The sequence below is a fragment of the Methylobacterium sp. 22177 genome (assembly GCF_052045615.1).
GTDB lineage: Bacteria > Pseudomonadota > Alphaproteobacteria > Rhizobiales > Beijerinckiaceae > Methylobacterium > Methylobacterium radiotolerans.
Map to the genome: position 1 here is coordinate 23,766 of NZ_JBQEPK010000027.1, position 21,358 is coordinate 45,123.

Below are 21,358 nucleotides of genomic sequence, written 5' to 3' on the forward strand. Positions count from 1 at the left end.
ACGGGAGGATCGTATGAGTTACCGCGCCCCGGTCCCCGAGATGCTCTTCACGCTGCGGCACGTGGCCGGGCTCGACGCGGTCGATCCCGACGACGCCGAGGCGATCCTGACCGAGGCCGGGCGCATCGCCGCCGGCGTGATCGCGCCGCTCAACCGGGTCGGCGACCGGCACGGCACCCCCTTCGCGGACGGGCAGGTCACCACGCCGCCGGGCTGGCGCGAGGCGTACCGCACCTTCACGGAGGGCGGCTGGAACGGGCTCTCGGCCGAGGCCGATCACGGCGGCCAGGGCCTGCCGAAGCTGATCGAGGCCGCCTGCACCGAGATGTGGAACGGTGCCAACCTCGCCTTCGGCCTCTGCCCGCTCCTGACCCAGGGCGGCATCGAGGCGCTCGCCGCCCACGGCTCCGACGACCTGAAGGCGCGCTACCTCGAGAAGCTGGTCTCGGGCGCGTGGCCCGCCACCATGAACCTCACCGAGCCGCAGGCGGGCTCCGACCTCGCCCTGCTGCGCACCCGGGCCGTGCCGGCGGGCGACGGCACCTACCGGATCACCGGCAACAAGATCTACATCACCTACGGCGAGCACGACCTCGCCGACAACATCGTCCACCTCGTCCTGGCCCGGCTGCCCGACGCGCCCGCCGGCACGCGCGGCATCTCGCTGTTCCTCGTGCCGAAGGTGCTGCCGGACGGGACCCGCAACGACCTGCGCTGCTCCGGCATCGAGCACAAGCTCGGCATCCACGCCTCGCCGACCTGCTCCATGGCGTTCGGCGACCAGGGCGGCGCGACCGGCTGGCTGATCGGCCAGGAGAACAAGGGGCTGGCCTGCATGTTCACGATGATGAACGCGGCCCGGCTCAATGTCGGCCTGCAGGGCGTCGGCGTCGCCGAGGCCGCGACCCAGCGCGCGCTCGCCTACGCGCAGGAGCGCCGCCAGGGCAAGGCCGTCGGCGCCGCCGAGGCGACGAGCCCGATCGCCGCCCATCCGGACGTGCAGCGCATGCTGCTCACCATGAAGGCCTCGACGGCCGCCGCCCGCGCCATCTGCTACCTCACCGCCGCGGCCCTCGACGCGTCGAAGGGGCCGGAGGGGCAGGCGGCCCTGGACCGCGCCTCGCTGCTGACCCCGGTGGCGAAGGCCTTCGCGACGGACCTCGCCAACGAGGTGACCTCGCTCGGCGTGCAGGTCCATGGCGGCATGGGCTTCGTGGAGGAGACCGGCGCGGCGCAGCTCATGCGCGACGCCCGGATCCTCGGCATCTACGAGGGGACCAACGGGATCCAGGCGATCGACCTCACCGCCCGCAAGCTGCCGCTGAACGGCGGGGGCACCGCGCGGTCGCAGATCGCCTGGATGCGCCGGGCCGCGGAGGGGCTGCTCAAGGCCGGCGACCCCGCCTTCGGCCACATGGCGGCGCGGCTGCGCGACGGGATCGGCAGCCTCGACCGGGCGACGAGCCACCAGCTCGCCGCGCTGACCTCGAACCGCCCCGAGGCGGCGCTCGCCGGCGCGACGCCATACCTGCGCCTGTTCGGCCTGACGCTGGGCGCCGCCTGCCTCGCGCGCAGCGCGCTCGCCGCGAGCGCCGCCCGGAAGGCGGGCGAGACGGACCCGGCGCACGCGGCCCGCATCGCGCTCGCCCGGTTCTACGCCGAGAACCTCCTGGTGGCCGCCTCCGGCCTGGAGCAGGCGGTGGTCGAGGGCGGCGCCTTCACGGACGACGCCGCCCTGGCGCTGGCGGTTTGAGGAGCGGACCATGGCCGAACCCGTCACGATCGACGACCTCGCGGGCGGCGTCCGCCTGATCACCCTGAACCGTCCGGAGAAGAAGAACGCCCTCACGGGCGCCATGTACGACGCGATGCGCGCGGGCCTGGCGGAGGCCGACGCGTCGGACGCGGTCGGCGCCGTGGTCTTCGCCGGGCAGCCCGGCATGTTCAGCGCCGGCAACGACCTCGCCGACTTCATGGGGCATGCCGGTGATGGATTCAGCACCTCGCCGGCGCTGGCCTTCATCCGCCAGCTCGCCCGCACCCGCACCCCGATGGTGGCGGCGGTCGACGGGATCGCGGTCGGCATCGGCGCGACCCTCTGCCTGCACTGCGACCTCGTCTACGCGAGCCCGGCGGCGCGCCTGCGCATGCCCTTCGTCGAGCTCGGCCTCGTGCCGGAGGCGGCGTCGAGCTACCTGCTGCCCCTGCGGGTCGGCCGGCTCCGGGCCACCGAGCTGCTGCTCCTGTCGCGGCCGCTCGAGGCCGACGAGGCGCAGGCGCTGGGTCTCGTCAACGCGGTGCTGCCGGCCGACATGCTGGTCGAGCAGGCGATCGCGCAGGCGGCGCGCCTCGCCGCCCTGCCGCGCGGGGCGCTGACGGCGTCCCGGGCGCTGATCCGGGGCGACCAGGCGCAGGTCGAGGCGGCCCTGGAGGCCGAGGCCAAGGCCTTCGACGCCCAGCTGCGCTCGCCCGAATCCCAGGAGCGGCTCGCCGCCTTCCTGTCGCGGTCGAAGCCCGCCGCCTCGGCGTGAGCCCGCCCGACCTCTCCGAGAAGATCTGCCTCGTCGCGGGCGCGTCGCGGGGTGTCGGCCGGGGACTCGCCCGGGCGCTGGGCGAGGCGGGGGCCACGGTGATCGTCACGGCCCGCTCCAGCGAGATCGGCCCGCGCACCGAGATGCGCGCGGAGGCGATCGAGGACACGGCCCGCGCGGTCGACGCGGCCGGCGGGCGCGGGCACCATTACCTGTGCGACCACCGCTCCGAGCGCGCCACCGACGCGCTGATGCACTGGGCGCTCCGCCGGTTCGGGCGGATCGACGTCGCGGCCTGCAGCGTGTGGAGCGGCAACGAGGGCTACGACGGCGAGCGCTACCCGGACGGCGCCGGCTGGGGCACGCCGTTCTGGCGCCGCTCGGCGGAGCCGTATCTCGGCCTCCTCGAGGCCGGGCCCCTGCCGGCCCTGCTGCTCGCCCGCGCGGTCGCCCCCGCCATGGTGGCGGCGCGGGCCGGGCTGCTGGCGCTCGTCTCCTTCGGGACCGAAGATTACCTCGGCGACGTGTTCTACGATTCCGCCAAGGCCGCGACCAACCGGCTGACCCTGGCCTTCGCGCGGGAGCTCGCGCCCCACGGCGTCACCGCCCTCGGCCTCTCGCCGGGCTTCGTCGCCACCGAGCGGGCGCGCGACCTCGGCCACGCGCAGCACGCCACCGAGAGCCCGCTCTATGCCGGCCGGGCGCTGGCGGCGCTCGCCGCCGACCCCGGCATCGCCGCGCGGGCGGGCGCCGTGCTGCATGCCGGCGACCTCGCGCGGGTCTACGGGTTCACCGACGCCGACGGGACGCGGCCGGAGCGGTTCCGCGTCGGGCCGTGACGGTTCCGGCTAGACCTGTCGCCCGAATGGCGCAGCCCCGCGGCAAACGGGCCGGATCCGCCCCATGACCCGTCGGCGGGGTTGATTCACCGGGTCCGGACGCGCGTCCTGTCGGGATCGGCGGCTCCGATTGCTGCGGGAGCGAAAAACGGCCTTAATTCGCCCGCAGGTCAGGGGTCGATCCTGTGCCCGTTCCGATCTCCGGTCGGGCCGGGACCGCGCGTGTGAACGAGGGAAACTGGCATGTCGGAAGCGAACACGGCCCCGCGCGTGCTGATGGTGTTCCCGAAGTTCTACGAGAACTCCATGTGGAACTTCAAAGAGGCCATGGAGCTGCAGGGCGCCCGCGCGCCCGCGCCGCCGCTCGGCCTGATCACGCTGGCCGCGATGCTGCCGCCGGCCTGGCAGGTGACGCTGGTCAACCGCAACTGCGAAGAGCTGACGGACGCGCAGATCCAGGCGGCCGACCTCGTGATGACTGGCGGCATGCTGCCCCAGGAGCCGGACTGCCTCGTGGTCATCGACCGCTGCGTGGCGCTCGGAACCCCGGTCTGCGTCGGCGGCCCGGCCCCGACCTCGACGCCGGAGGTCTACGACAAGGCCGACTTCCTGGTGCTGGGCGAGGCCGAGGGCATCCTCGACAAGTTCGTGGCCGCCTGGGAGGCGGGCGAGCGCCGCGGCCGGCTCACGGCCGAGAAGTTCAAGGCCGACGTCACCAAGAGCCCGATCCCGCGCTTCGACCTGCTGACCTTCAGCCACTACCTCTATATCGGCGTCCAGTTCTCGCGCGGCTGCCCGTTCACCTGCGAGTTCTGCGACATCATCGAGCTCTACGGCCGCGCCCCGCGGACCAAGACCACGCCGCAGATGCTGGCCGAGCTCGACCGGCTCTACGGCCTCGGCTACCGCGGCCATGTCGACTTCGTCGACGACAACCTGATCGGCAACAAGAAGGCGATCAAGCTGTTCCTGCCGCACCTGATCCAGTGGCAGGAAGCGCACGGCTACCCGTTCAAGTTCTCCACCGAGGCCTCGCTGAACCTCGCGGACGACGACGAACTGCTCGGGATGATGCGGGACGCGAACTTCTTCGCCCTGTTCACCGGGATCGAGACGCCCGACGAGGCGACGCTGATCCAGACGCAGAAGAAGCAGAACACCAAGCGCTCGATCGCCGACAGCGTGCACAAGCTCTACGAGCACGGCATGTTCGTCACGGCCGGCTTCATCGTCGGCTTCGACACCGAGAAGGACAGCATCAGCAAGGCGATGTCGCTGTGCATCGGCCAGACCGGCATCCCGATCGCCATGGTCGGCCTGCTGTTCGCGCTGCCGAACACGCAGCTCTCGCGCCGCCTGCGCAAGGAGGGCCGCCTCTACGAGAACTACGCGGCGACCACGGCCGACCAGGGCGACCAGTGCACGCAGGGCATCAACTTCGTGACCCTGCGCCCGCAGCGCGACGTGCTCGCCGACTACCGCGACGTCCTCCAGGAGATTTACGACCCGCCGAACTTCTTCGACCGGGTGCGGGTGGTGGCGCGGCGGGTGAAGCGGCCGAGATTCGCCGCGCAGAAGCTCAACTGGCGCCACGTTGCCCACGATCTCTACTCGCTGCTGCGCGTGTGCTGGCGGATGACCGTGCGGCGTCCGGAACTCGCCAAGCACTTCTGGAGCGTGTTCCTGGAGACCGCCCGCCGCAACCCGGCCGCCCTGGAGGCCGTGGTCACCAACATGGTGATCTACCTGCACGTCTACCCGTTCTCGCGCTACGTCATCCGCGAGATCAACGGCCGGATCGCCGACCTCGACGCCGGCCGCTGGGTGCAGCCGCCCGTCCTGGCGCCCGAGGCCGAGACCTGCAAGGCGCCGCCGGTCGGCAAGGTGGTGGCCAAGGCCGAGGTCAAGCACCTCGCGGCCGTGGCCTGACGGGTCGCCCGTTCAGCGCATCCCGCCGGCGCCCTCACCCTGTGGGGCCGGAGCGCAGCGGAGGCCTCGAAGGAGGGCTCCAGCAGCCGCCCCGATCCCTGGAGCCCTCCGTCGAGGCCGCTGACGCGGCACCTCAGGATGGGGACGGTTCGTGGGATGTGATGCCGCCGCGCTTGCGGGCTTGGCCGATCATCGCTAGCTGACCCGCCGCGAGGCCACGTCCTCCCCCCGTCGCGCGGGGCACAAGTCCGGGACGGCCCGGCCCTTTCCGGAGGGCCGCCATGGCCTGGATCTATCTCGTCATCGCGGGCCTGCTGGAGGTCGTCTGGGCCTTCGCGATGAAGCAGTCGGACGGCTTCACGCGCGTCTGGCCGACCGCCATCATGGCCGTATCGATGGCCGGCAGCGTCGGCTTCCTGGCGCTGGCCATGCGCACGCTGCCGCTGGGAACCGCCTACACGGTCTGGACCGGCATCGGCGCGGTCGGCGCCTTCCTGGTCGGCATTGCCGTCCTCGGGGAGCAGGCGAGCGCCGGCCGCATCCTCGCCGCCGGCCTGATCGGCTCCGGGCTCGTCCTGATGAAGCTGTCGAGCCCCGGCTGAGCGTCAGGCGGCGCGCACCGTGTGCAGGAACGCGTCGATCTCCCGGCGCAGCTCGGCGGCTTCCTCCGAGAGGCTCGACGCCGAGGCCAGCATCCGCGTGGCGGCCGTGCCCGTGTCGTCGGCCGCCCGCGCCACCGCGTCGATCGTGCCGGTGACGGCGCCGGTCCCGGACGCCGCCTCGGCGACGTTCCGGGCGATCTCCCGGGTGGCCGCGCCCTGCTGCTCGACGGCGGCCGCGATCGAGGTCGCCACTCCGTCGATCTCGCGGATGCGCGCCGCGATCCCGTCGATCGCGTCCACGGTCTGCCCGGTCGCCCCCTGGATCCGGCCGACCTGACCGGCGATCTCCTCGGTGGCCCGAGCGGTCTGGGCGGCGAGCTGCTTCACCTCGCTGGCGACCACCGCGAAGCCGCGCCCCGCGTCGCCGGCGCGGGCCGCCTCGATCGTGGCGTTGAGCGCCAGCAGGTTCGTCTGGCCGGCGATGTCGGTGATGAGGCGCACGACGTCGCCGATCCGGCCCGCGGCATTGCTCAGCTCCTGCACGAGGCCGGCCGTGTCGCCGGCCTGGACCACCGCGCTCCGGGCGAGTTCGGCCGACCCGTCGACCTGGCGGCCGATCTCCTGCACCGAGGCGCCGAGTTCCTCCGCGGCCGCCGCGACCGTGCCGACGTGCTGGGCGGCCTCCTGCGCGGCCCCCGCCACCGTGGCCGAGCGCTCGGCCGTGTGCGTCGCCGTGCCGCTCATCGCCTCGGCATCGGCCCGCAGGCCGAGGGCGGCGTCCGCCACCCGGGCCAGCACGCCGCCGACCGCGGCCTCGAAGGACTCGGCCATGGCGTGGACCGCGCGCCGGCGCTGCACCTCGGCGCCCTCGCGCGCCAGGGCGGTCTCGCGCTCCAGGGCGCGGGTGTGGATCAGGTTGTCCTTGAAGACCTGCACGGCCGCGGCCATCGCGCCGATCTCGTCGCGGCGTCCCGTATGCGGGACCGGCACGGTCTCGTCGCCCTCGGCGAGGCGGCCCATCGCCCCGGTCATGCGCTGGATCGGCCGCGCGATCCCGAACAGGGCGAACAGCATCGCGGCCGCCGCGACCGCGAGGCCGACCACAGTGGCGATCATGGCGATCAGCTTGGCCCGCGTCGCCGCCTGCACTGTCTGGGTGACGTTGGCCACGGTCTGGCCCCGGGCCGCCGCGATCGACTCGGTCAGGCTGGCCACCGCGGCGTCGTTCTGCGCGCCCGTCGCGGGGTCCAGCACGAGCGCGAGGGCGCCCGGCTGATCGCCCGCGATCATCAGCTCGACCACCTGCAGCTGGACGTTCTGGTAGGCGTTCCACGCGTTGGTGAAGCGCTCGTAGATCGCGCGGGCCTCCGGGCTCGTCAGGCGCTCCTGATAGGCCTGCCGGAGCCCGGACAAGTCGCCGAGGGCGTCGGTCAGCGCCGCCTGGTTCCTGTCGAGGGCCGCCGCGTCGGGCGAGGCCACCGCGAGTCGGTAGAGCCGCAGGCGCGCGTCCCGCACGGCCGTTCCGATGGCCTCCGCCTGGTTCTGCGCCGGCAGGGCCTGCTCCGAGATGGCCGCGGCGTTCCGCTCGATCTCCGACAGGCTCACGACGCTGGCGATCCCCTGGCCGACGGCGGCGAGGGCGAGCAGGCCGATGGCACCGGCGAGGACCGTCTTGAGGGAGAAGCGCATGGGAGATTCCGTCCTCGCGGCCGCGCCGCGCCTTCAGGCCCCACCATGCTCCCGCAGAGGTCTTAAAATCTTATCGGCTCTAGACCAGCATTTGTTGTCAGAGCCACTTCTTCCAACGGAAGAAGAAGTAGGGGAATACGGCGGCCACGACCATCATGATCAGCGCCATCGGGTATCCGAATGCGAAATCTAGTTCCGGTATGGACTTAAAATTCATGCCGTAGATCGACGCGATCAGGGTCGGCGGCATGAAGACGACGGCCATGACCGAGAACAGCTTGATGATGTTGTTCTGCTCGAGGTTGACGAGCCCGAGGGTCGCGTCGAGCAGGAACTGGATCTTCGTCGACAGGAAGGTCGCGTGCTCCTCCAGGGACTGGAGATCCCGCAGGGTCGAGCGCACATCCTCGCGCAGGTCGCGCGGGGCCTTGTTGGTCCGGTAGGTCGCCGACAGCGAGAGCAGGATCCGCTCCATGGAGACGAGACTTTCCCGCTGCTTGGAGATGAGATCGCCGTGCCGGCCGAGGGCGCGCAACGTATCCTGCAGCGCTGTGTTGCGCGCGGAGGGGTCCTCCTGCACTTCGAAGATCTTGCCCGACAGGCGGTCGATGCGCTCGCCCTGGAGCTGCAGCACGTCGGCGGCCCGGTCGATCACCGCCTCGATCAGCCCGGCCAGGATCGACTCGCCCGAGGGCGTCGACGCGCCGCCGTTGCCCATCGAGCGCCCGGCGCGCTGCGTGTACATGCGGAAGGCCTGCGGCTCCTCGTGGCGCACGGTCACCAGCCGGTTGCCGCGCAGGATGAAGGTGATGCCGGCCAGCCCCGGCTCCTCGGCGTCGCTGACCTTCGAGAGCACCCGGCCGGTCATGTAGCGGGCGCCGTCCTCGACGTAGAGCAGCTCCGAGGGCTCGATGTCCTTCATCTCCTCGCGGGTCGGCACCTCGATGCCCGCGAACGACTCGACCTTCAGTTCCTCCTCGCGGCTCGGGCGGATCAGGTCGAGCCAGACCGTGTCCTCGGGGATCGTGTCCTGGAGATCGATGACGCGGCGCTCAAGCAGCGTGGCTCCGGCGCCGACGGCGGGCTGGTGGATGAAGATCACGTACGGGTCTCGGATGCGGGTCGGTCACGGGACAGCGCGGGGCCGCAGCCCGCATCCGGCACCACGGTGGCCGATGCAAGCTGTGCCGCGGATGTGGCGCTGTTTTCTGACGCTTCCGTGACGCCGCGCGCCCGCCCCGCGGGTGGACGGGCGCGCGGCGCGGCGCGCGCGCATTCACGGTGTGCCGGGTCGGAGGCCGGGCACCGGGCTCCGCCGCAGCGGTCGGCTCCGGTTCGATCTCAGTTGCAGCCGTCGCAGATGCTGCCTTCGATCTTGTCGGTCAGGGCGCGCTCGCGCCGCCGCTGCTCGCGGGTCGGCATTTCGCCGGGGCCGAGGGACGTGCCGGGCGGCTTGGTCACGCCGAGGCTGTTGGTGTTCGGCGCCGTGATGGTCGAGGCCGGGCCGCTGCCGGTTCCGGTCTGGTCGGGCGCCAGCGTCTGCGCCGCGAGTGGGGTGGCGAGGGCGAGGCTCAGTGCGCCGAGCGTCGCGGGGCGAAGGATTCCGCGGATCATGATAGCTCTCCGGTCGCCGGGAGAACGTGAAACTTGACCGCAGGTTGCTTGGCTTAGCGCCGCCGTGCCGGCTCGCGCCGGAACACCCCGACCATCTCGACATGGCCCGAATGGCGGAACTGGTCGACCGGTGTCACGGTCTCCAGCCGGTACCCGCCGGCGACCAGGGTCGCCGCGTCCCGCGCGAAGGTTCCGGCATCGCAGGCGACGCCGAGCACGAGGGGAACGCGCGCCGCGGCGATCTGGCGGGCCTGGGCCTCCGCGCCGGCCCGGGGCGGGTCGAACACCACCGCGTCGAAGGGGTCGAGTTCGGTGGGGAGCAGGGGCCGCCGGAACAGGTCGCGGCGCTCGCTGGTGATCCTGCGCAGGCCCGATGCGGCGCGCGCGGCGCGGTCGAGGCCCGCGAGGGCGGCGGCGTCGGACTCGACCGCGTGGACCGCGGCCGTCCGGGCGATCGCCAGGGTCAGCGGCCCGCAGCCCGCGAACAGGTCGGCGACGCGCCGGACGCGGGGTCCCAGGGCCGCCAGGGTCAGGTCGCAGAGCGTCGCCTGCCCGGCCGCGGTCGCCTGCAGGAAGCCGCCGGGGGCCGGGTAGAGGCGCGCGGCGCCGGAGGTGCCGCCGGCGGGATCGCCCGCCGTGACCGAGACCGGCTCGGCCTCCATCAGGCGCTCGCCGTGCAGCGACAGCCGGGCGAGGCCGAGCTCGCCGGCGATCCGCACCAGCGCGGCGCCGACGCCGGCGCTCACCGGTCCGTGGCCGCGCAGGTCGACGTCGAGGCCCTGGTCGGTGGCCGTCACGGCCACGTCGAGGGGCTTGCGCCCGTGGCCCAGCGGGGCGGCGAGGCGGCGCGCGACCTCGGGGGCCGGGTGCAGCGCCGGCACGGTGATCGGGCAATGGTCGATCGGCACCAGCGCGTGGCTGCGCGCCGTCATCAGCCCGGCCTCGGCCCGGCCGCCGATCTCCCGCACGTGCAGGGTGAGGCGGCGGCGTCCCGCCCCGTGGGCGTCGAGGGTCGGGCCTGGCGTGACGTCGAGGCGCGCCTGGGACAGGGCCTGGGCGACGAGGTCGCGCTTCCAGGCGAGTTCCGCGGGCCGCGCGAGGTGCTGAGTGCGGCAGCCGCCGCAGCGCATGTAGTACGGGCAGAACGGCTCGACCCGGTCGGGCGAGGCCTGCGCGACGCCGAGCAGGACGCCGCGCCGCGCCTCCCGGCGGATCTCCGCGCGCTCCCCGGGCAGCGTGTAGGGTACCAGAGTCCCGTCCTCGGCGATCCCGTCGCCGCGGGCGCCGAGCGCCCGGATCGTGACCGTCTCGCTATTCGCTGGCTCGCTCACGGGAACCTCGCACCGATCAGGAACTCGGCATTGCCGTCGCCGCCCGGCACCGGCGAGTCGATCAGGCCCAGGATCGTGGCCCCGAGCCCCTCCAGGGTTTCGCGGACGGCCGCGCAGACCTCCGCGTGGACTGCCGGGTCGCGCACGAGGCCGCCGCGGCCGACCCGGGCGCGGCCGGCCTCGAATTGCGGCTTGATCAGCGCGACGATCGCCGATGCCGGCCTCAGCAGGACCGGGAGGACCGGCAGCACGAGGCGCAGGCCGATGAAGCTCACGTCCACGCTCGCGAGGTCGGGCGGCGGGACGAGGGTGTCCGCGCCGAGGCCGCGAATGTCGGTGCCCTCGCGGTTGGTCACGCGCGGGTCCCCGGCGAGGCGCGGATGGAGCTGGCCCCGGCCTACGTCGAGGGCGTGGACGTGGCGCGCGCCGCGGGCGAGCAGCACGTCGGTGAAGCCGCCCGTCGAGGCGCCGACGTCGAGGGCGACCCGGCCGGCCGGATCGACGCCGAACGCGTCCAGCGCGGCGGCGAGCTTGAGGCCGCCGCGGGAGGCGTAGGGATGCTCGGGTTCCGCCTCGACCCGGGCCCCGGGGGCGATCGAGTCCGAGGGGCGCGCGAGCGGCCGCCCGTCGACCCGCACGAGTCCGGCACGGATCGCCGCCTGGGCGCGGGCCCGGCTCTCGAAATGGCCGTGCGCCACGAGGTACAGGTCGGCGCGTCGCGGACCAGGGTCGTCCGCGGGGTCGTCCGCGGGGGCCGCGCGGTCCGGGCTGGTCCGGTCTCGGGTCATCGGGGCTTCGTGCGGTTCCGGCAGGTCTGCGGCGGAGGTTTCGGGCCGCCGCCCTGTCGAAGGCCGGCGCGCTCCCTAACTAGACCGGGCCGGAAAGGAGAGCCACCGCATGACCCGCACCCTGCCGCTGCTCGCATTGCTCGGGACCGCCGCCGCCGGCGGCGCCCTGGCGCAGGAGCCTCCCAAGGAGGCGGCCAAACCGGCAGAGACCTACACGGCGCCGATCAAGAACGCGAAGGGCGACCCGATCGGAACGCTGGCGATCCGCGACGGGGCGAATACCCTGGTCCTGCGCGTGACGATCCAGCCCGGCGGACTGCCGCCCGGCTGGCACGGGATGCATTTCCACGCCGTGGGCGACTGCTCGGACCCGAAGTTCATGAACTCCAAGGCCCACGTGAACCACGACCAGAGCAAGCACGGGCTGCTCAACGCGGAGGGGCCCGACGAGGGCGACCTGCCGAACCTCTACGCGGCGCAGGACGGCTCGGCCAACGCCGAGGTCTCGAGTGAGACCCCGCTGAACGGCGAGGGCGGCCTGAAGGACGGCGACGGCGCGGCGCTGATCATCCACGCCAACGAGGACGACCACAACACCCAGCCGATCGGCGGTGCCGGCGACCGCATCGCCTGCGGGGTGATCAAGTAGCCGTCGCGGAGGGGGACGGCACGGCCGGCGGGATCGGCCGCGGCCGGCCGTCCTCGTCGATGGCCACGAAGGTGAAGGTGGCCTGCGTGACCCGCTCGCGGACCTGGGTGCAGAACCGCCGCGCCCAGGCCTCGACCTCAATCTTCATCGAGGTCCGGCCGACATGCGACACCCGGGTGTAGACGCACAGCACGTCGCCGACCCGGACCGGCCGGATGAAGGTCATCGATTCCAGCGCCACGGTGACCACCCGGCCCTGGGCCCGGTCGACGCCCGCGATGCCGCCGGCCTGATCCATCTGCGAGAGCACCCAGCCGCCGAAGATGTCGCCGTTGGCGTTGGTGTCGGCCGGCATCGCGATGGTGCGGACCGTGAGGTCGCCCTTCGGCAGATCGACTTCCGCGGGCGACGGCGCGCTTCCGGCCGGTGAGAGTGCGACGTGCTGCATGCCGTCCATCCGCCCCCGCGCGCCGTCAGGACATCAGGCCGGCGAGCTTGAGCCCCGCCGCCAGCAGAACGGCGACCGCACTCAGGATGCATTCGAGCGGGATGGATTGCCAGAGGTCCGGCGTCGCCGCCGCGGGCTCGGCGGGTTGCGCAATATCGTTCATCGGGCTTCCTCTCGGGCGCGCCGATCTGCCGTCGGCGGTCCCGTTCCCGGCACGATAAAGCAAGGCTCGCGCTCGCGCACCCCGAATCGGGGCACGATAAAGCCCGGCGGCTCGATGGAGCCGCCGGGCCGGTCAGGTCGGAGAGCCGATCAGTAGTAGAACCGACGGCGCCAGTAGGGACGACGGTAGTAGGGGCGCGGGCCGTAGTAGAACCGGCGGCCGTAGTACGGGCGGCGCCAGTAGGGGCGCGGGCCGTAGAAGCGGCGACGGTAGTAGTACTGGGCCTTCTCGGCCACCGCCGGCGCGGCTTCGGCCGGCAGAGCCAGCCCCGGGCCGATGGGCGCGGCGGACGCGCCCTCAGGCGCCGCGGCCGCGAAGCCCAGCACCAGCAGGGCCGCGAGCAGGAATTTCCTCAGCACGGTCTCGACTCCCTTGGTATGGTTACGTCCTGGTCGACGAACCGCACGGGAAGCGAGGGCCCTCCGCCCGGTCCGAACCGCTGCAACGCACGGGCGAGCGGAAGCGTTGCAGCTTAACCGCTGCGACGTTTCGGACAGGGTTGACCGCGGGTTGAGACGCGCGGTCAGGCGATCTTCGTCGTCATGTCCTCAATGCGCGCCTCGGCGCTCTGGCGCACCAGGGCGATGCCGTGCTCGCAATCCTCGCGGCGGACATAGCCCTCGCCCGACTCGGCGATCACCTCGCCGTTGCGCGCCCGCAGGCGCCAGCGCCACTCGCCCTTGGCGTCCCGGTAGAGTTCGAACCGCATGCTGCAGGTCCCCGCTTCGTCCGCCCTTCAGATGGGTGCGGGCGCGCGCAAGGGAAGGCGCGGCCATGACGGCTCAGGGCCGCGGGATCATCCCGCGGCCCGCGCGATCGGGGCCCCGCGACTCGAATTAGAACTTTTCTTCCTCTCGTTGTACGCTTCTCCCGCCGGGAGCCGGGACGCCTGAACAATAACGGGACGCCTGCGGCCGATGAGGGAGAGAGCATGAACGAGATCGTCCAGCCCGAGGCCTACTCGGAGGTCTTCTACGGCGCCTGCCCGCACGATTGCCCCGACACCTGCTCGATGCTCTTCGAGGTGAAGGGCGGCGAGCTCCTGAGCGTGCGCGGCAACCCGGACCACCCGATGACCCGCGGCGGTCTCTGCGTGAAGCTGAAGGATTACGAGAAGCGCCACTACCACCCGGACCGGGTGCTCTACCCGATGAAGCGCGTCGGCCCGAAGGGCTCCAAGCAGTTCGAGCGGATCACCTGGGACGAGGCGCTCGACACGATCGTCGACCGCTGGACGGCGATCATCGACCGGTACGGGCCGCAGGCCATCGCGCCCTACAGCTACCTCGGCAACCAGGGCCTCGTGCACGGTCTGAACGGCGGCGACGCCTTCTTCAACCGCCTGGGCGCCACCGTGACCGAGCGGACGTTCTGCGGCGAGGGCTCGTGCACGGCCTGGCTCCTCACCGTCGGGCCGACGGCCGGCCTCGATCCCGAGAGCTACATCCACTCCAAGTACATCGTGATCTGGGCCTGCAACTCGGTCAGCACCAATCTGCACCACTGGGCGATCGTGAAGGACGCCCAGAAGAAGGGCGCGAAGGTCGTCGTCATCGACGCCTACGCCTCGCGCACCGCGAAGGCCGCGGACTGGCACATCGCGCCGAGGCCGGGCACCGACGGCGCGCTCGCCATGGCGCTGATCAACTCCATCATCGCGCAGGGCCTCGTCGACCAGGACTACGTCGACAACCACACGATCGGCTTCGCCGACCTGAAGGAGCGGGCGGCCCCGCGCACGCCGGAATGGGCCGCGGAGATCACCGGCGTCCCCGCCGAGGATATCCGCAAGCTCGCCTACGAGATGGCGACCGAGCAGCCGGTGGGCATCCGCATGGGCGTAGCGCTGGAGCGGCACTACGGCGGCGGCCAGACCATCCGGGCGGTGACCTGCATCCCGGCGCTCACCGGCGCGTGGCGCCACGTCGGCGGCGGCGTCACCCAGTTCCCGGTCTGGGAGCATCCCTACAAGTTCGACGTGATGTGCCGGCCCGACCTGATCCCGGAAGGGACCCGGGTCGTCTCGAACCTCCAGATCGGCCGGGCGCTGACCGGCGAGCTGAAGCTCGACCCGCCGATCATGTCGATGATGTGCTGGAACTCGAACCCGGTCACGCAGGCGCCCGAGACCGACAAGATCGTCGAGGGCCTGATGCGCGAGGACCTGTTCATGGTCTCGGCCGAGCACTTCATCTCCGACACGGCCGCCTACGCCGACATCCTCCTGCCGGCCGCGATGGGCGCCGAGATGGAGGACATGATCCTGTCCTGGGGCCACCTCTACCTGACCTACAACACCAAGTGCGCGGAGGCGCCCGGCGAGGCGATCCCCAACAACGAGATCTTCCGCCGCCTCGCCGCGCGGCTCGGCTTCGAGGAGGAGAACTTCAAGTGGACCGACGCGGAGTGCCTGGAGCACTACGTCGACTGGTCGTCGCCGGCCTGCGCGGGCATCGACCTCCAGTACATGCGCGCGCACGGTTTCGCCCGGCTCAAGGTCGGCACGCCGGACGACCGCGCTCCGCACCGCGACGGCAACTTCCCGACCGATACCGGCAAGTGCATGCTCAAGATCGAGGGCGCCACGAACTTCGTCGCGCCGCCGTTCCGGCAGATGTACGAGGGCTTCCAGCCGGGCGAGCCCCTCGACCCGCTGCCCGATTACGTCGGCGCGCGGGAATCGCACGCGAACGATCCCGAGCTGGCCAAGCGCTACCCGCTCAACATCGTCTCGCCCAAGAGCCACTACTTCCTGAATTCCTGCTACGCCAACATGGAGGACAAGCAGAAGGGTCAGGGCGAGCAGTTCGTGATGATCAGCCCGGCCGACGCGTCGGCCCGCGGCATCGTCGACGGCGACCGCGTCCAGGTCGCCAACGCCCGCGGCGCCTTCAAGGGCGTCGCGCGCGTGACCGACGACGTCACGCACGGCGTCGTGGTGGCGACGCTGGGCTACTGGCGCCAGCTCAACGAGGGGACGGTGAACAGCATCTCGTCGGCGGCCTTCACCGACATGGGCCACGCGCCGTCGTTCTCCGACAACCTCGTCGAGGTCTCGCGGGCGAACTGATCGGCGCGGCGCGGCGACCCGCTCCCGGTCGCCGCGCTCGCACGGTCGCCCGGTCAGCCGGCGGCGCTGTCGGCGCTCCGCCGCCGGCGGGGCCGCGCCGCCGGCCGGATGTCCCCTCCGGCTGCCGGCAGGCCCCAGCCCTTCACCAGGGCGTAGACCGCCGGGATGACGATCAGGGTCAGGAGGGTCGACGAGACCATTCCGCCGATCATCGGCACCGCGATCCGCTGCATCACCTCCGAGCCTGCCCCCTGGCTCCAGAGGATCGGCAGCAGTCCCGCCATGATCGCCACGACCGTCATCATCTTGGGCCGCACCCGCTCGACCGCGCCGACCATGATGGCCGCCCGCAGATCCGCGCGGGTCAGGGGCCGCCCCGCCCGGTCGCACGCGGCCCGCGCCGCGTCGAGGGCGTGGTCGAGATAGACCAGCATGATCACCCCGGTCTCGGCGGCGACGCCGGCCAGCGCGATGAAGCCCACCGCCACCGCAACCGACAGGTTGAAGCCCATCCACCAGAGCAGCCAGACCCCGCCGACCAGCGCGAAGGGCAGGGACAGCATGACGATGAGGGTCTCGGTGAGCCGCCGGAAGTTCAGGTAGAGGAGCAGGAACACGAGCAGCAGCGTCAGCGGGACGACGATCGCGAGGCGCGCCTCGGCCCGTTCCAGGGATTCGTACTGTCCGCTCCACTGGAGGGTGGTGCCGGCCGGCAGCGTCACCGCGTCGGCCACGGCCTGCCGCGCCGCCGCGACGTAGCCGCCGAGGTCCCGGCCGGCGATGTCGACGTAGATGTAGACCGCGAGCTGTCCGTTCTCGGTGCGGATCGCCGTCGGCCCGCGGGCCAGCGCCACGGCCGCGACCTCGCGCAGGGGCACGGTCCCGCCCGCCGGAAGCGGCACCTGCACCGTGTCGGCGATGGCGGCCGGGTCCGAGCGGAAGGCCCGCGGGTAGCGGACATTGACCGTGTAGCGCTCGCGGCCCTCGACGGTCTCGGTGACGCTCTGGCCGCCGAGCGCGGTGGCGATCACGTCCTGGACGTCCCCGACCCGCAGGCCGTAGCGCCCGAGCGCCTCCCGGTCCGGGGTGATGTCGAGGAAGTAGCCGCCGATCACCCGCTCGGCGTAGGCGCTCGACGTGCCGGCCACGGTCCGGAGCGCGCTCTCGACCTGCCGGGCCACCCCCTCCATCGCCATGAGGTCGGTGCCCAGCACCTTCACGCCCACCGGCGTGCGGATGCCGGTCGCCAGCATGTCGATGCGGGCGCGGATCGGCTGCGTCCAGGCGTTCGACACGCCCGGGAACTGCAGCGCCGCGTCCATCTCGGCCTTGAGGCCGGCGAGCGTGACTCCCGGCCGCCACTCCGCCTTCGGCTTCAGGGCGATGACCGTCTCGAACATCTCCATCGGCGCCGGGTCGGTCGCCGTGGCCGCCCGGCCGGCCTTGCCGTAGACGGAGGCCACCTCCGGGAAGCTCTTGATGATCCGGTCCTGGGTGGCGAGCAGCGCGCCGGCCTGCGTCACTGAGATCCCCGGCAGCGTCGTCGGCATGTAGAGCAGGCTGCCCTCGTCGAGGTCCGGCATGAACTCCGAGCCGAGCTGCCGGGCCGGCCACGCGGTCGCGGCCAGGAGGCCGGCGGCGAGCAGGATCGTCGGGACCCGGGCCCGCAGCACGGCGGCGATCACCGGACGGTAGATCCCGACGAGGAGCCGGTTCAGCGGGTTGCGGTGCTCGGGGACGATCCGCCCGCGCACGCACAGCACCATCAGGGCCGGCACCAGCGTCACCGACAGCAGGGCGGCCGCCGCCATCGCGAAGGTCTTGGTGTAGGCGAGCGGCCCGAACAGGCGGCCCTCCTGGCTCTCCAGGGTGAAGATCGGCAGGAAGCTGACCGTGATCACCAGGAGCGAGAAGAACAGGGACGGCCCGACCTCGGCGGCCGCCGCGATCAGGATCGCGACCCGGTCGCTCCCGGGGGGCGCCCGCTCCAGGTGCTTGTGGGCGTTCTCGATCATCACGATGGCGGCGTCGATCATGGCGCCGACCGCGATGGCGATGCCGCCCAGGCTCATGATGTTGGCGCCGAGGCCCAGGGCCTTCATGCCGGCGAGCGCCATCAGAATTCCCACCGGCAGCATCAGGATGGCGACGAGGGCGCTGCGCACGTGCAGCAGGAACACGACGCAGACCAGGGAGACGACGAGGCTCTCCTCCACCAGGGTGTGCCGGAGGGTGTCGATGGCGGCCTCGATCAGCCGGGAGCGGTCGTAGACCGGCAGGATCTCGGTGCCGGCCGGGAGGCTCCGGGCCACGTCGGCGAGCTTCGCCTTCACGCTGTCGATGACCGACAGGGCGTTGGCGCCGAAGCGCTGGATCACGATGCCGCCGGCGACCTCGCCGTCGCCGTTCATCTCGGCGATGCCGCGCCGCTCGTCGGGCCCGAGCTCGACGCGGGCCACGTCCCGCACCCGCAGCGGCGTGCCCGCCGCACTCTTCAGGACGATGTTCTCGATGTCGGCGACGCCGCGCAGGTAGCCGCGGCCCCGCACCATGAACTCGAACTCGGAGAGCTCGACCGTGCGGCCGCCGACATCGGCGTTGCTCGCCCGGATCGCGTCCCGGAGCGCCGCGAGGGTGATGCCCTGGGCGCGCAGCCGGTTCGGGTCGACGACCACGTTGTACTGCTTCACGAAGCCGCCGACGCCCGCGACCTCCGCGACGCCCTCCGCGCGCGAGGCCGCGAAGCGGATCACCCAGTCCTGCAGCGAGCGGAGTTCCGCCAGCGTCCGCTCCCGCGCGACCACGACGTACTGGTAGACCCAGCCGACGCCGGTGGCGTCGGGGCCCAGCGTCGGCGTCACGCCTTGCGGCAGGCGGCGCGCCGCGCCGCTGAGGTATTCCAGCACCCGGGAGCGGCCCCAGTACGGGTCGGTGCCGTCCTCGAAGATGACGTAGACGAAGGAGACGCCGAAGAACGAGAAGCCCCGCACCACCTTGGCCCGCGGCACCGTCAGCATGGCGGTGGTGAGCGGGTAGGTGACTTGGTCCTCCACCACCTGCGGCGCCTGGCCGGGATACTCGGTGTAGACGATGGCCTGCACGTCCGAGAGGTCGGGGATGGCGTCCAGCGGCAGCGTCCGGAGGGCCACGAGGCCGGCGCCGACCGCCAGCGCTGTCCCGACCAGCACCAGGACCAGGTTGCGGGCCGACCAGTCTATGAGGCGGGCGATCACGGGGCATCTCCCGCACGGGCGGCCTGCCGGTCGTCCCGCGGCGGGGCAAGGCTCTGAAGTGCCGCCTTCAGGTTGCTCTCGGCGTCGATCAGGAAGTTCGCCGCCGTGACCACCCGGTCGCCGGCCGCGAGGCCGGCGCGGATCTCGGTGAAGCCCTCACCCCGCGCGCCGAGGGTCACGGCCCGCGGCTCGAAGCGGCCCTCGCCGCGCTCGAGCAGCACGACCTGGCGCGTGCCGGTGTCGAGGACGGCGTCGTCCGGGACCGCCACCACCGGCTCGGCGCTCCCCGTGGCGATCGCGACGTCGGCGTACATGTCGGGCAGGAGCGCGCCGTCCGGGTTCGGCAGCTCGATCCGCACCCGGGTGGCGCGGGTCTCGGGATTCACCTGCGGGTAGATCACCGCCACCCGGCCGGTGACGGTCCGGCCCGGCGCGGAGCGCGGGCGCACGGTCGCGACCTGGCCGACTCGGATCCCCGCGAGGTCGCGCTCGGGCACGTCGGCCAGCACCCACAGCACCGCGATGTCGGCGATGCGGAACAGCGTGTCGCCGGCCGCGGCCTTCATGCCCTCCACGGCGTTCCGCTGCAGGACGAGGCCGTCCCGGGGCGAGGCCCACGTGATGGCCATCGGCACCGTGCGGGTGCGCTCCATCGCGTCGATGACGTCCGCGGAGACGTTGAGGTTCTGCAGCCGCCGGCGGGCGCCGTCGAAGCCGGGATTGGCGATGAGCTGGGCCGCGGCCGCGTTGATCTCCGGCGCGTAGATGTGGACCAGGGGCTGGCCGCGGCGGACCCGGTCCCCGGTCGTGACGCTCTCGACCCGGTCGACATAGGCGTCGGAGCGCGTCGCCACGACGGTGACGCGGCGCTCGTCGAGGGCCAGCGTGCCGGGCACGCGCACCGGCTGCGCCACCACCCGCCGCTCGGCGGTCGCGATCCGCACGCCGGTGCGCTGGATCCGGCCGGCCGGGACCGTCACGACCGGGCCGCCCGCCTCCGCGTCGGCGTAGACGGGGATGTAGTCCATCCCCATCGAGTCCTTCTTCGGCACCGGCGACGTGTCCGGCAGGCCCATCGGGTTGCGGTAGTAGAGGATCGCGCGCATGCCGGAATCGGGCCGGTGGCCGGCGGCCTCCGCGCCGGCCGTGTCGGGGCCGGGAACGTCGTCCGGGAGATCGAAGCGGACGTCCTCGCTGGCGCGCACCGGCCGGAACTCGCGCCCGTCCGCGGTCATCATCGGCGCCAGCGAGTAGACCGGCTTCCCGTCCGGATCCCGGTAGTAGACCACCGGGCCGGTCGCCGCCGCATTCGGCGCCGGGACGGATGGGGCCGGGACGGACGGGGCCGGACCGCTCGGCCGCCACGCGGCGAACCGCGTCCGGGCGGCCGCGACCAGCGCCGGCACGGGGTCGCCCCCGTGCCCCGCGCCGTAGCCGATACCCCCCGCCGCGAGCGCGGCGAGGGCCCCGGCGAACCAGGCGGTGCGGCTCACTTGGCGGCCTGGACGATCAGCTGGTCGTCGACCGTGCCGGTCTCACCCTGGACCTTCGCGGCGAGCGACAGGCGCCAGCGGCCCTGCATCGAGAGCTTGGCCTTGAAGCGGTAGATCCCGGGCTCGGTGGACGGCAGCTGCTCGACCTTGGTGGCCATCTCCTCCATGGCGTCGGGCGCCATGTCGAGGCGCTTGGCGAAGACCACGGCGTCGGGCACCGGCTTGCCGGTCCGCCGGTCGACGAGCCGGACGGCGAGGATCGCCTCGCCGACCTTGGCGTCGGGCTGCACGAGTTCGAAGCGGTAATCCTTGACGTCGGCGCGCGCCGGCAGGGCCGGGACCGACAGGACGGCGCCGAGCAGCGCGGCCGCGGCGGCGCGCGCGAGGGGAAGCTTGATCACGGGTTTTGTCTCCTGAACGCGATGGGAGGTGCGCGCGGACGCGCGTCACCGTGCCGGCGCGCGCGCCGGCGGCATCGGGTTCAGGCCCGGGGAGGCTCGGGCAGCGGGGCTCCCGGCCGGCTGGCGAAGGCCGCGGCCTCGGGCCAGCGGGTGCTCAGACCGCGCGCGGTCGGTACGGGGAGGGCGATCGCGGCCGGGAGGAGCGAGGCCAGGCCCGCCAGGCAGAGCGCCATCAGCGGGCAACCCTTGACACAGTCAGGTTTGGCCGGCTTCGGGCAGCACGGCATGGCGTCCATGTCCGCGATCGTGCCGGAATCGCCGGACTCCGCGGCGGCCACCTCCGGCGCGCCGGCGTGGTGGTGGTCCATGTGGCCGTGGGCCGGCGCCGCCATCGGCGCGTGCGGGCCCGCGATGGCCGCGGGCGCGGTCACCGGCGTCAGGGCGAGGCTGATCACCGCGAGGAGCGGTAACAGGCGCCGAAGGGCCGACCAGGGGTTCACGGCGTCAGGATGCCAAAT

Annotated in this window: 20 protein-coding genes; 7 read left to right on the plus strand and 13 right to left on the minus strand. The window is 72.7% G+C overall.

The window, feature by feature from the left end; all coding sequences use genetic code 11:
• The first annotated feature begins 13 nt into the window (after positions 1 to 13).
• From ACTJK8_RS21755 to ACTJK8_RS21775, 5 genes are all read left to right on the plus strand, one after another.
• Positions 14 to 1,753 carry an acyl-CoA dehydrogenase gene (locus tag ACTJK8_RS21755; protein WP_440762489.1) on the plus strand — a complete coding sequence of 580 codons (1,740 nt, stop codon included), beginning with the start codon at positions 14 to 16 and terminating at the stop codon, positions 1,751 to 1,753.
• Positions 1,754 to 1,763: 10 nt separating this feature from the next.
• The gene (locus ACTJK8_RS21760) at positions 1,764 to 2,531 is read left to right on the plus strand and encodes an enoyl-CoA hydratase-related protein (RefSeq protein WP_043074300.1); all 768 of its coding nucleotides are present in this window, start codon (positions 1,764 to 1,766) and stop codon (positions 2,529 to 2,531) included.
• A complete protein-coding gene (locus ACTJK8_RS21765; RefSeq protein ID WP_440762490.1) occupies positions 2,528 to 3,370 on the plus strand; it encodes an SDR family NAD(P)-dependent oxidoreductase in 843 nt (280 codons plus the stop codon). Before ACTJK8_RS21760 ends, ACTJK8_RS21765 begins: the two co-directional genes overlap by 4 nt.
• A 243-nt stretch (positions 3,371 to 3,613) precedes the next feature.
• A complete protein-coding gene (locus ACTJK8_RS21770) occupies positions 3,614 to 5,299 on the plus strand; it encodes a B12-binding domain-containing radical SAM protein (protein WP_012320759.1) in 1,686 nt (561 codons plus the stop codon).
• Between the two features lie 281 nt (positions 5,300 to 5,580).
• Positions 5,581 to 5,901 carry a DMT family transporter gene (locus ACTJK8_RS21775; RefSeq protein WP_012320758.1) on the plus strand — a complete coding sequence of 107 codons (321 nt, stop codon included), beginning with the start codon at positions 5,581 to 5,583 and terminating at the stop codon, positions 5,899 to 5,901.
• A gap of 3 nt (positions 5,902 to 5,904) precedes the next feature.
• On the opposite strand, the gene ACTJK8_RS21780 is transcribed toward ACTJK8_RS21775, so the two are convergent.
• From ACTJK8_RS21780 to ACTJK8_RS21800, 5 genes are all read right to left on the minus strand, one after another.
• Positions 5,905 to 7,590, minus strand: a complete 1,686-nt coding sequence (locus tag ACTJK8_RS21780) for a methyl-accepting chemotaxis protein (protein WP_012320757.1) — start codon at positions 7,588 to 7,590, stop codon at positions 5,905 to 5,907.
• A gap of 97 nt (positions 7,591 to 7,687) precedes the next feature.
• A complete protein-coding gene (locus tag ACTJK8_RS21785) occupies positions 7,688 to 8,692 on the minus strand; it encodes a magnesium transporter CorA family protein (protein WP_012320756.1) in 1,005 nt (334 codons plus the stop codon).
• A gap of 239 nt (positions 8,693 to 8,931) precedes the next feature.
• Positions 8,932 to 9,204, minus strand: a complete 273-nt coding sequence (locus ACTJK8_RS21790) for a hypothetical protein (RefSeq protein ID WP_043074299.1) — start codon at positions 9,202 to 9,204, stop codon at positions 8,932 to 8,934.
• Between the two features lie 53 nt (positions 9,205 to 9,257).
• A complete protein-coding gene (locus ACTJK8_RS21795; protein ID WP_440762491.1) occupies positions 9,258 to 10,535 on the minus strand; it encodes a class I SAM-dependent RNA methyltransferase in 1,278 nt (425 codons plus the stop codon).
• Positions 10,532 to 11,323, minus strand: a complete 792-nt coding sequence (locus ACTJK8_RS21800; RefSeq protein WP_440762492.1) for a TlyA family RNA methyltransferase — start codon at positions 11,321 to 11,323, stop codon at positions 10,532 to 10,534. The genes ACTJK8_RS21795 and ACTJK8_RS21800 overlap by 4 nt, the downstream gene beginning before the upstream one ends.
• Positions 11,324 to 11,432: 109 nt before the next feature.
• Here ACTJK8_RS21800 and ACTJK8_RS21805 point away from each other — a divergent pair, with 109 nt between their 5' ends.
• A complete protein-coding gene (locus ACTJK8_RS21805) occupies positions 11,433 to 11,972 on the plus strand; it encodes a superoxide dismutase family protein (RefSeq protein ID WP_012320752.1) in 540 nt (179 codons plus the stop codon).
• On the opposite strand, the gene ACTJK8_RS21810 is transcribed toward ACTJK8_RS21805, so the two are convergent.
• The 4 genes from ACTJK8_RS21810 to ACTJK8_RS21825 form a co-directional block, all read right to left on the minus strand.
• Positions 11,965 to 12,420, minus strand: coding sequence for an acyl-CoA thioesterase (locus ACTJK8_RS21810; RefSeq protein ID WP_012320751.1), 456 nt, complete (start codon positions 12,418 to 12,420; stop codon positions 11,965 to 11,967). The genes ACTJK8_RS21805 and ACTJK8_RS21810 overlap by 8 nt on opposite strands.
• A 25-nt stretch (positions 12,421 to 12,445) precedes the next feature.
• Positions 12,446 to 12,583 (minus strand): hypothetical protein, encoded by a 138-nt coding sequence (locus ACTJK8_RS21815; RefSeq protein ID WP_012320750.1) that lies wholly within the window; start codon positions 12,581 to 12,583, stop codon positions 12,446 to 12,448.
• A 149-nt stretch (positions 12,584 to 12,732) separates the two neighbouring features.
• On the minus strand, positions 12,733 to 13,002 hold the full coding sequence (locus ACTJK8_RS21820) for a hypothetical protein (protein WP_012320749.1): 270 nt from the start codon (positions 13,000 to 13,002) through the stop codon (positions 12,733 to 12,735).
• 164 nt (positions 13,003 to 13,166) lie between these two features.
• Positions 13,167 to 13,352 (minus strand): YegP family protein, encoded by a 186-nt coding sequence (locus ACTJK8_RS21825; RefSeq protein ID WP_012320748.1) that lies wholly within the window; start codon positions 13,350 to 13,352, stop codon positions 13,167 to 13,169.
• 222 nt (positions 13,353 to 13,574) lie between these two features.
• Here ACTJK8_RS21825 and ACTJK8_RS21830 point away from each other — a divergent pair, with 222 nt between their 5' ends.
• Positions 13,575 to 15,713: a molybdopterin-containing oxidoreductase family protein gene (locus ACTJK8_RS21830; protein WP_024829112.1), complete on the plus strand. Its 2,139-nt coding sequence runs from the start codon at positions 13,575 to 13,577 to the stop codon at positions 15,711 to 15,713.
• Between the two features lie 53 nt (positions 15,714 to 15,766).
• Here ACTJK8_RS21830 and ACTJK8_RS21835 read toward each other — a convergent pair whose 3' ends face one another.
• The 4 genes from ACTJK8_RS21835 to ACTJK8_RS21850 form a co-directional block, all read right to left on the minus strand.
• The gene (locus ACTJK8_RS21835; protein WP_440762493.1) at positions 15,767 to 18,946 is read right to left on the minus strand and encodes an efflux RND transporter permease subunit; all 3,180 of its coding nucleotides are present in this window, start codon (positions 18,944 to 18,946) and stop codon (positions 15,767 to 15,769) included.
• The gene (locus ACTJK8_RS21840; protein ID WP_440762494.1) at positions 18,943 to 20,439 is read right to left on the minus strand and encodes an efflux RND transporter periplasmic adaptor subunit; all 1,497 of its coding nucleotides are present in this window, start codon (positions 20,437 to 20,439) and stop codon (positions 18,943 to 18,945) included. The genes ACTJK8_RS21835 and ACTJK8_RS21840 overlap by 4 nt, the downstream gene beginning before the upstream one ends.
• On the minus strand, positions 20,436 to 20,840 hold the full coding sequence (locus ACTJK8_RS21845) for a FixH family protein (RefSeq protein WP_012320744.1): 405 nt from the start codon (positions 20,838 to 20,840) through the stop codon (positions 20,436 to 20,438). The genes ACTJK8_RS21840 and ACTJK8_RS21845 overlap by 4 nt, the downstream gene beginning before the upstream one ends.
• 80 nt (positions 20,841 to 20,920) lie before the next feature.
• Positions 20,921 to 21,340, minus strand: a complete 420-nt coding sequence (locus ACTJK8_RS21850; protein ID WP_440762495.1) for a hypothetical protein — start codon at positions 21,338 to 21,340, stop codon at positions 20,921 to 20,923.
• Positions 21,341 to 21,358 lie beyond the last annotated feature (18 nt).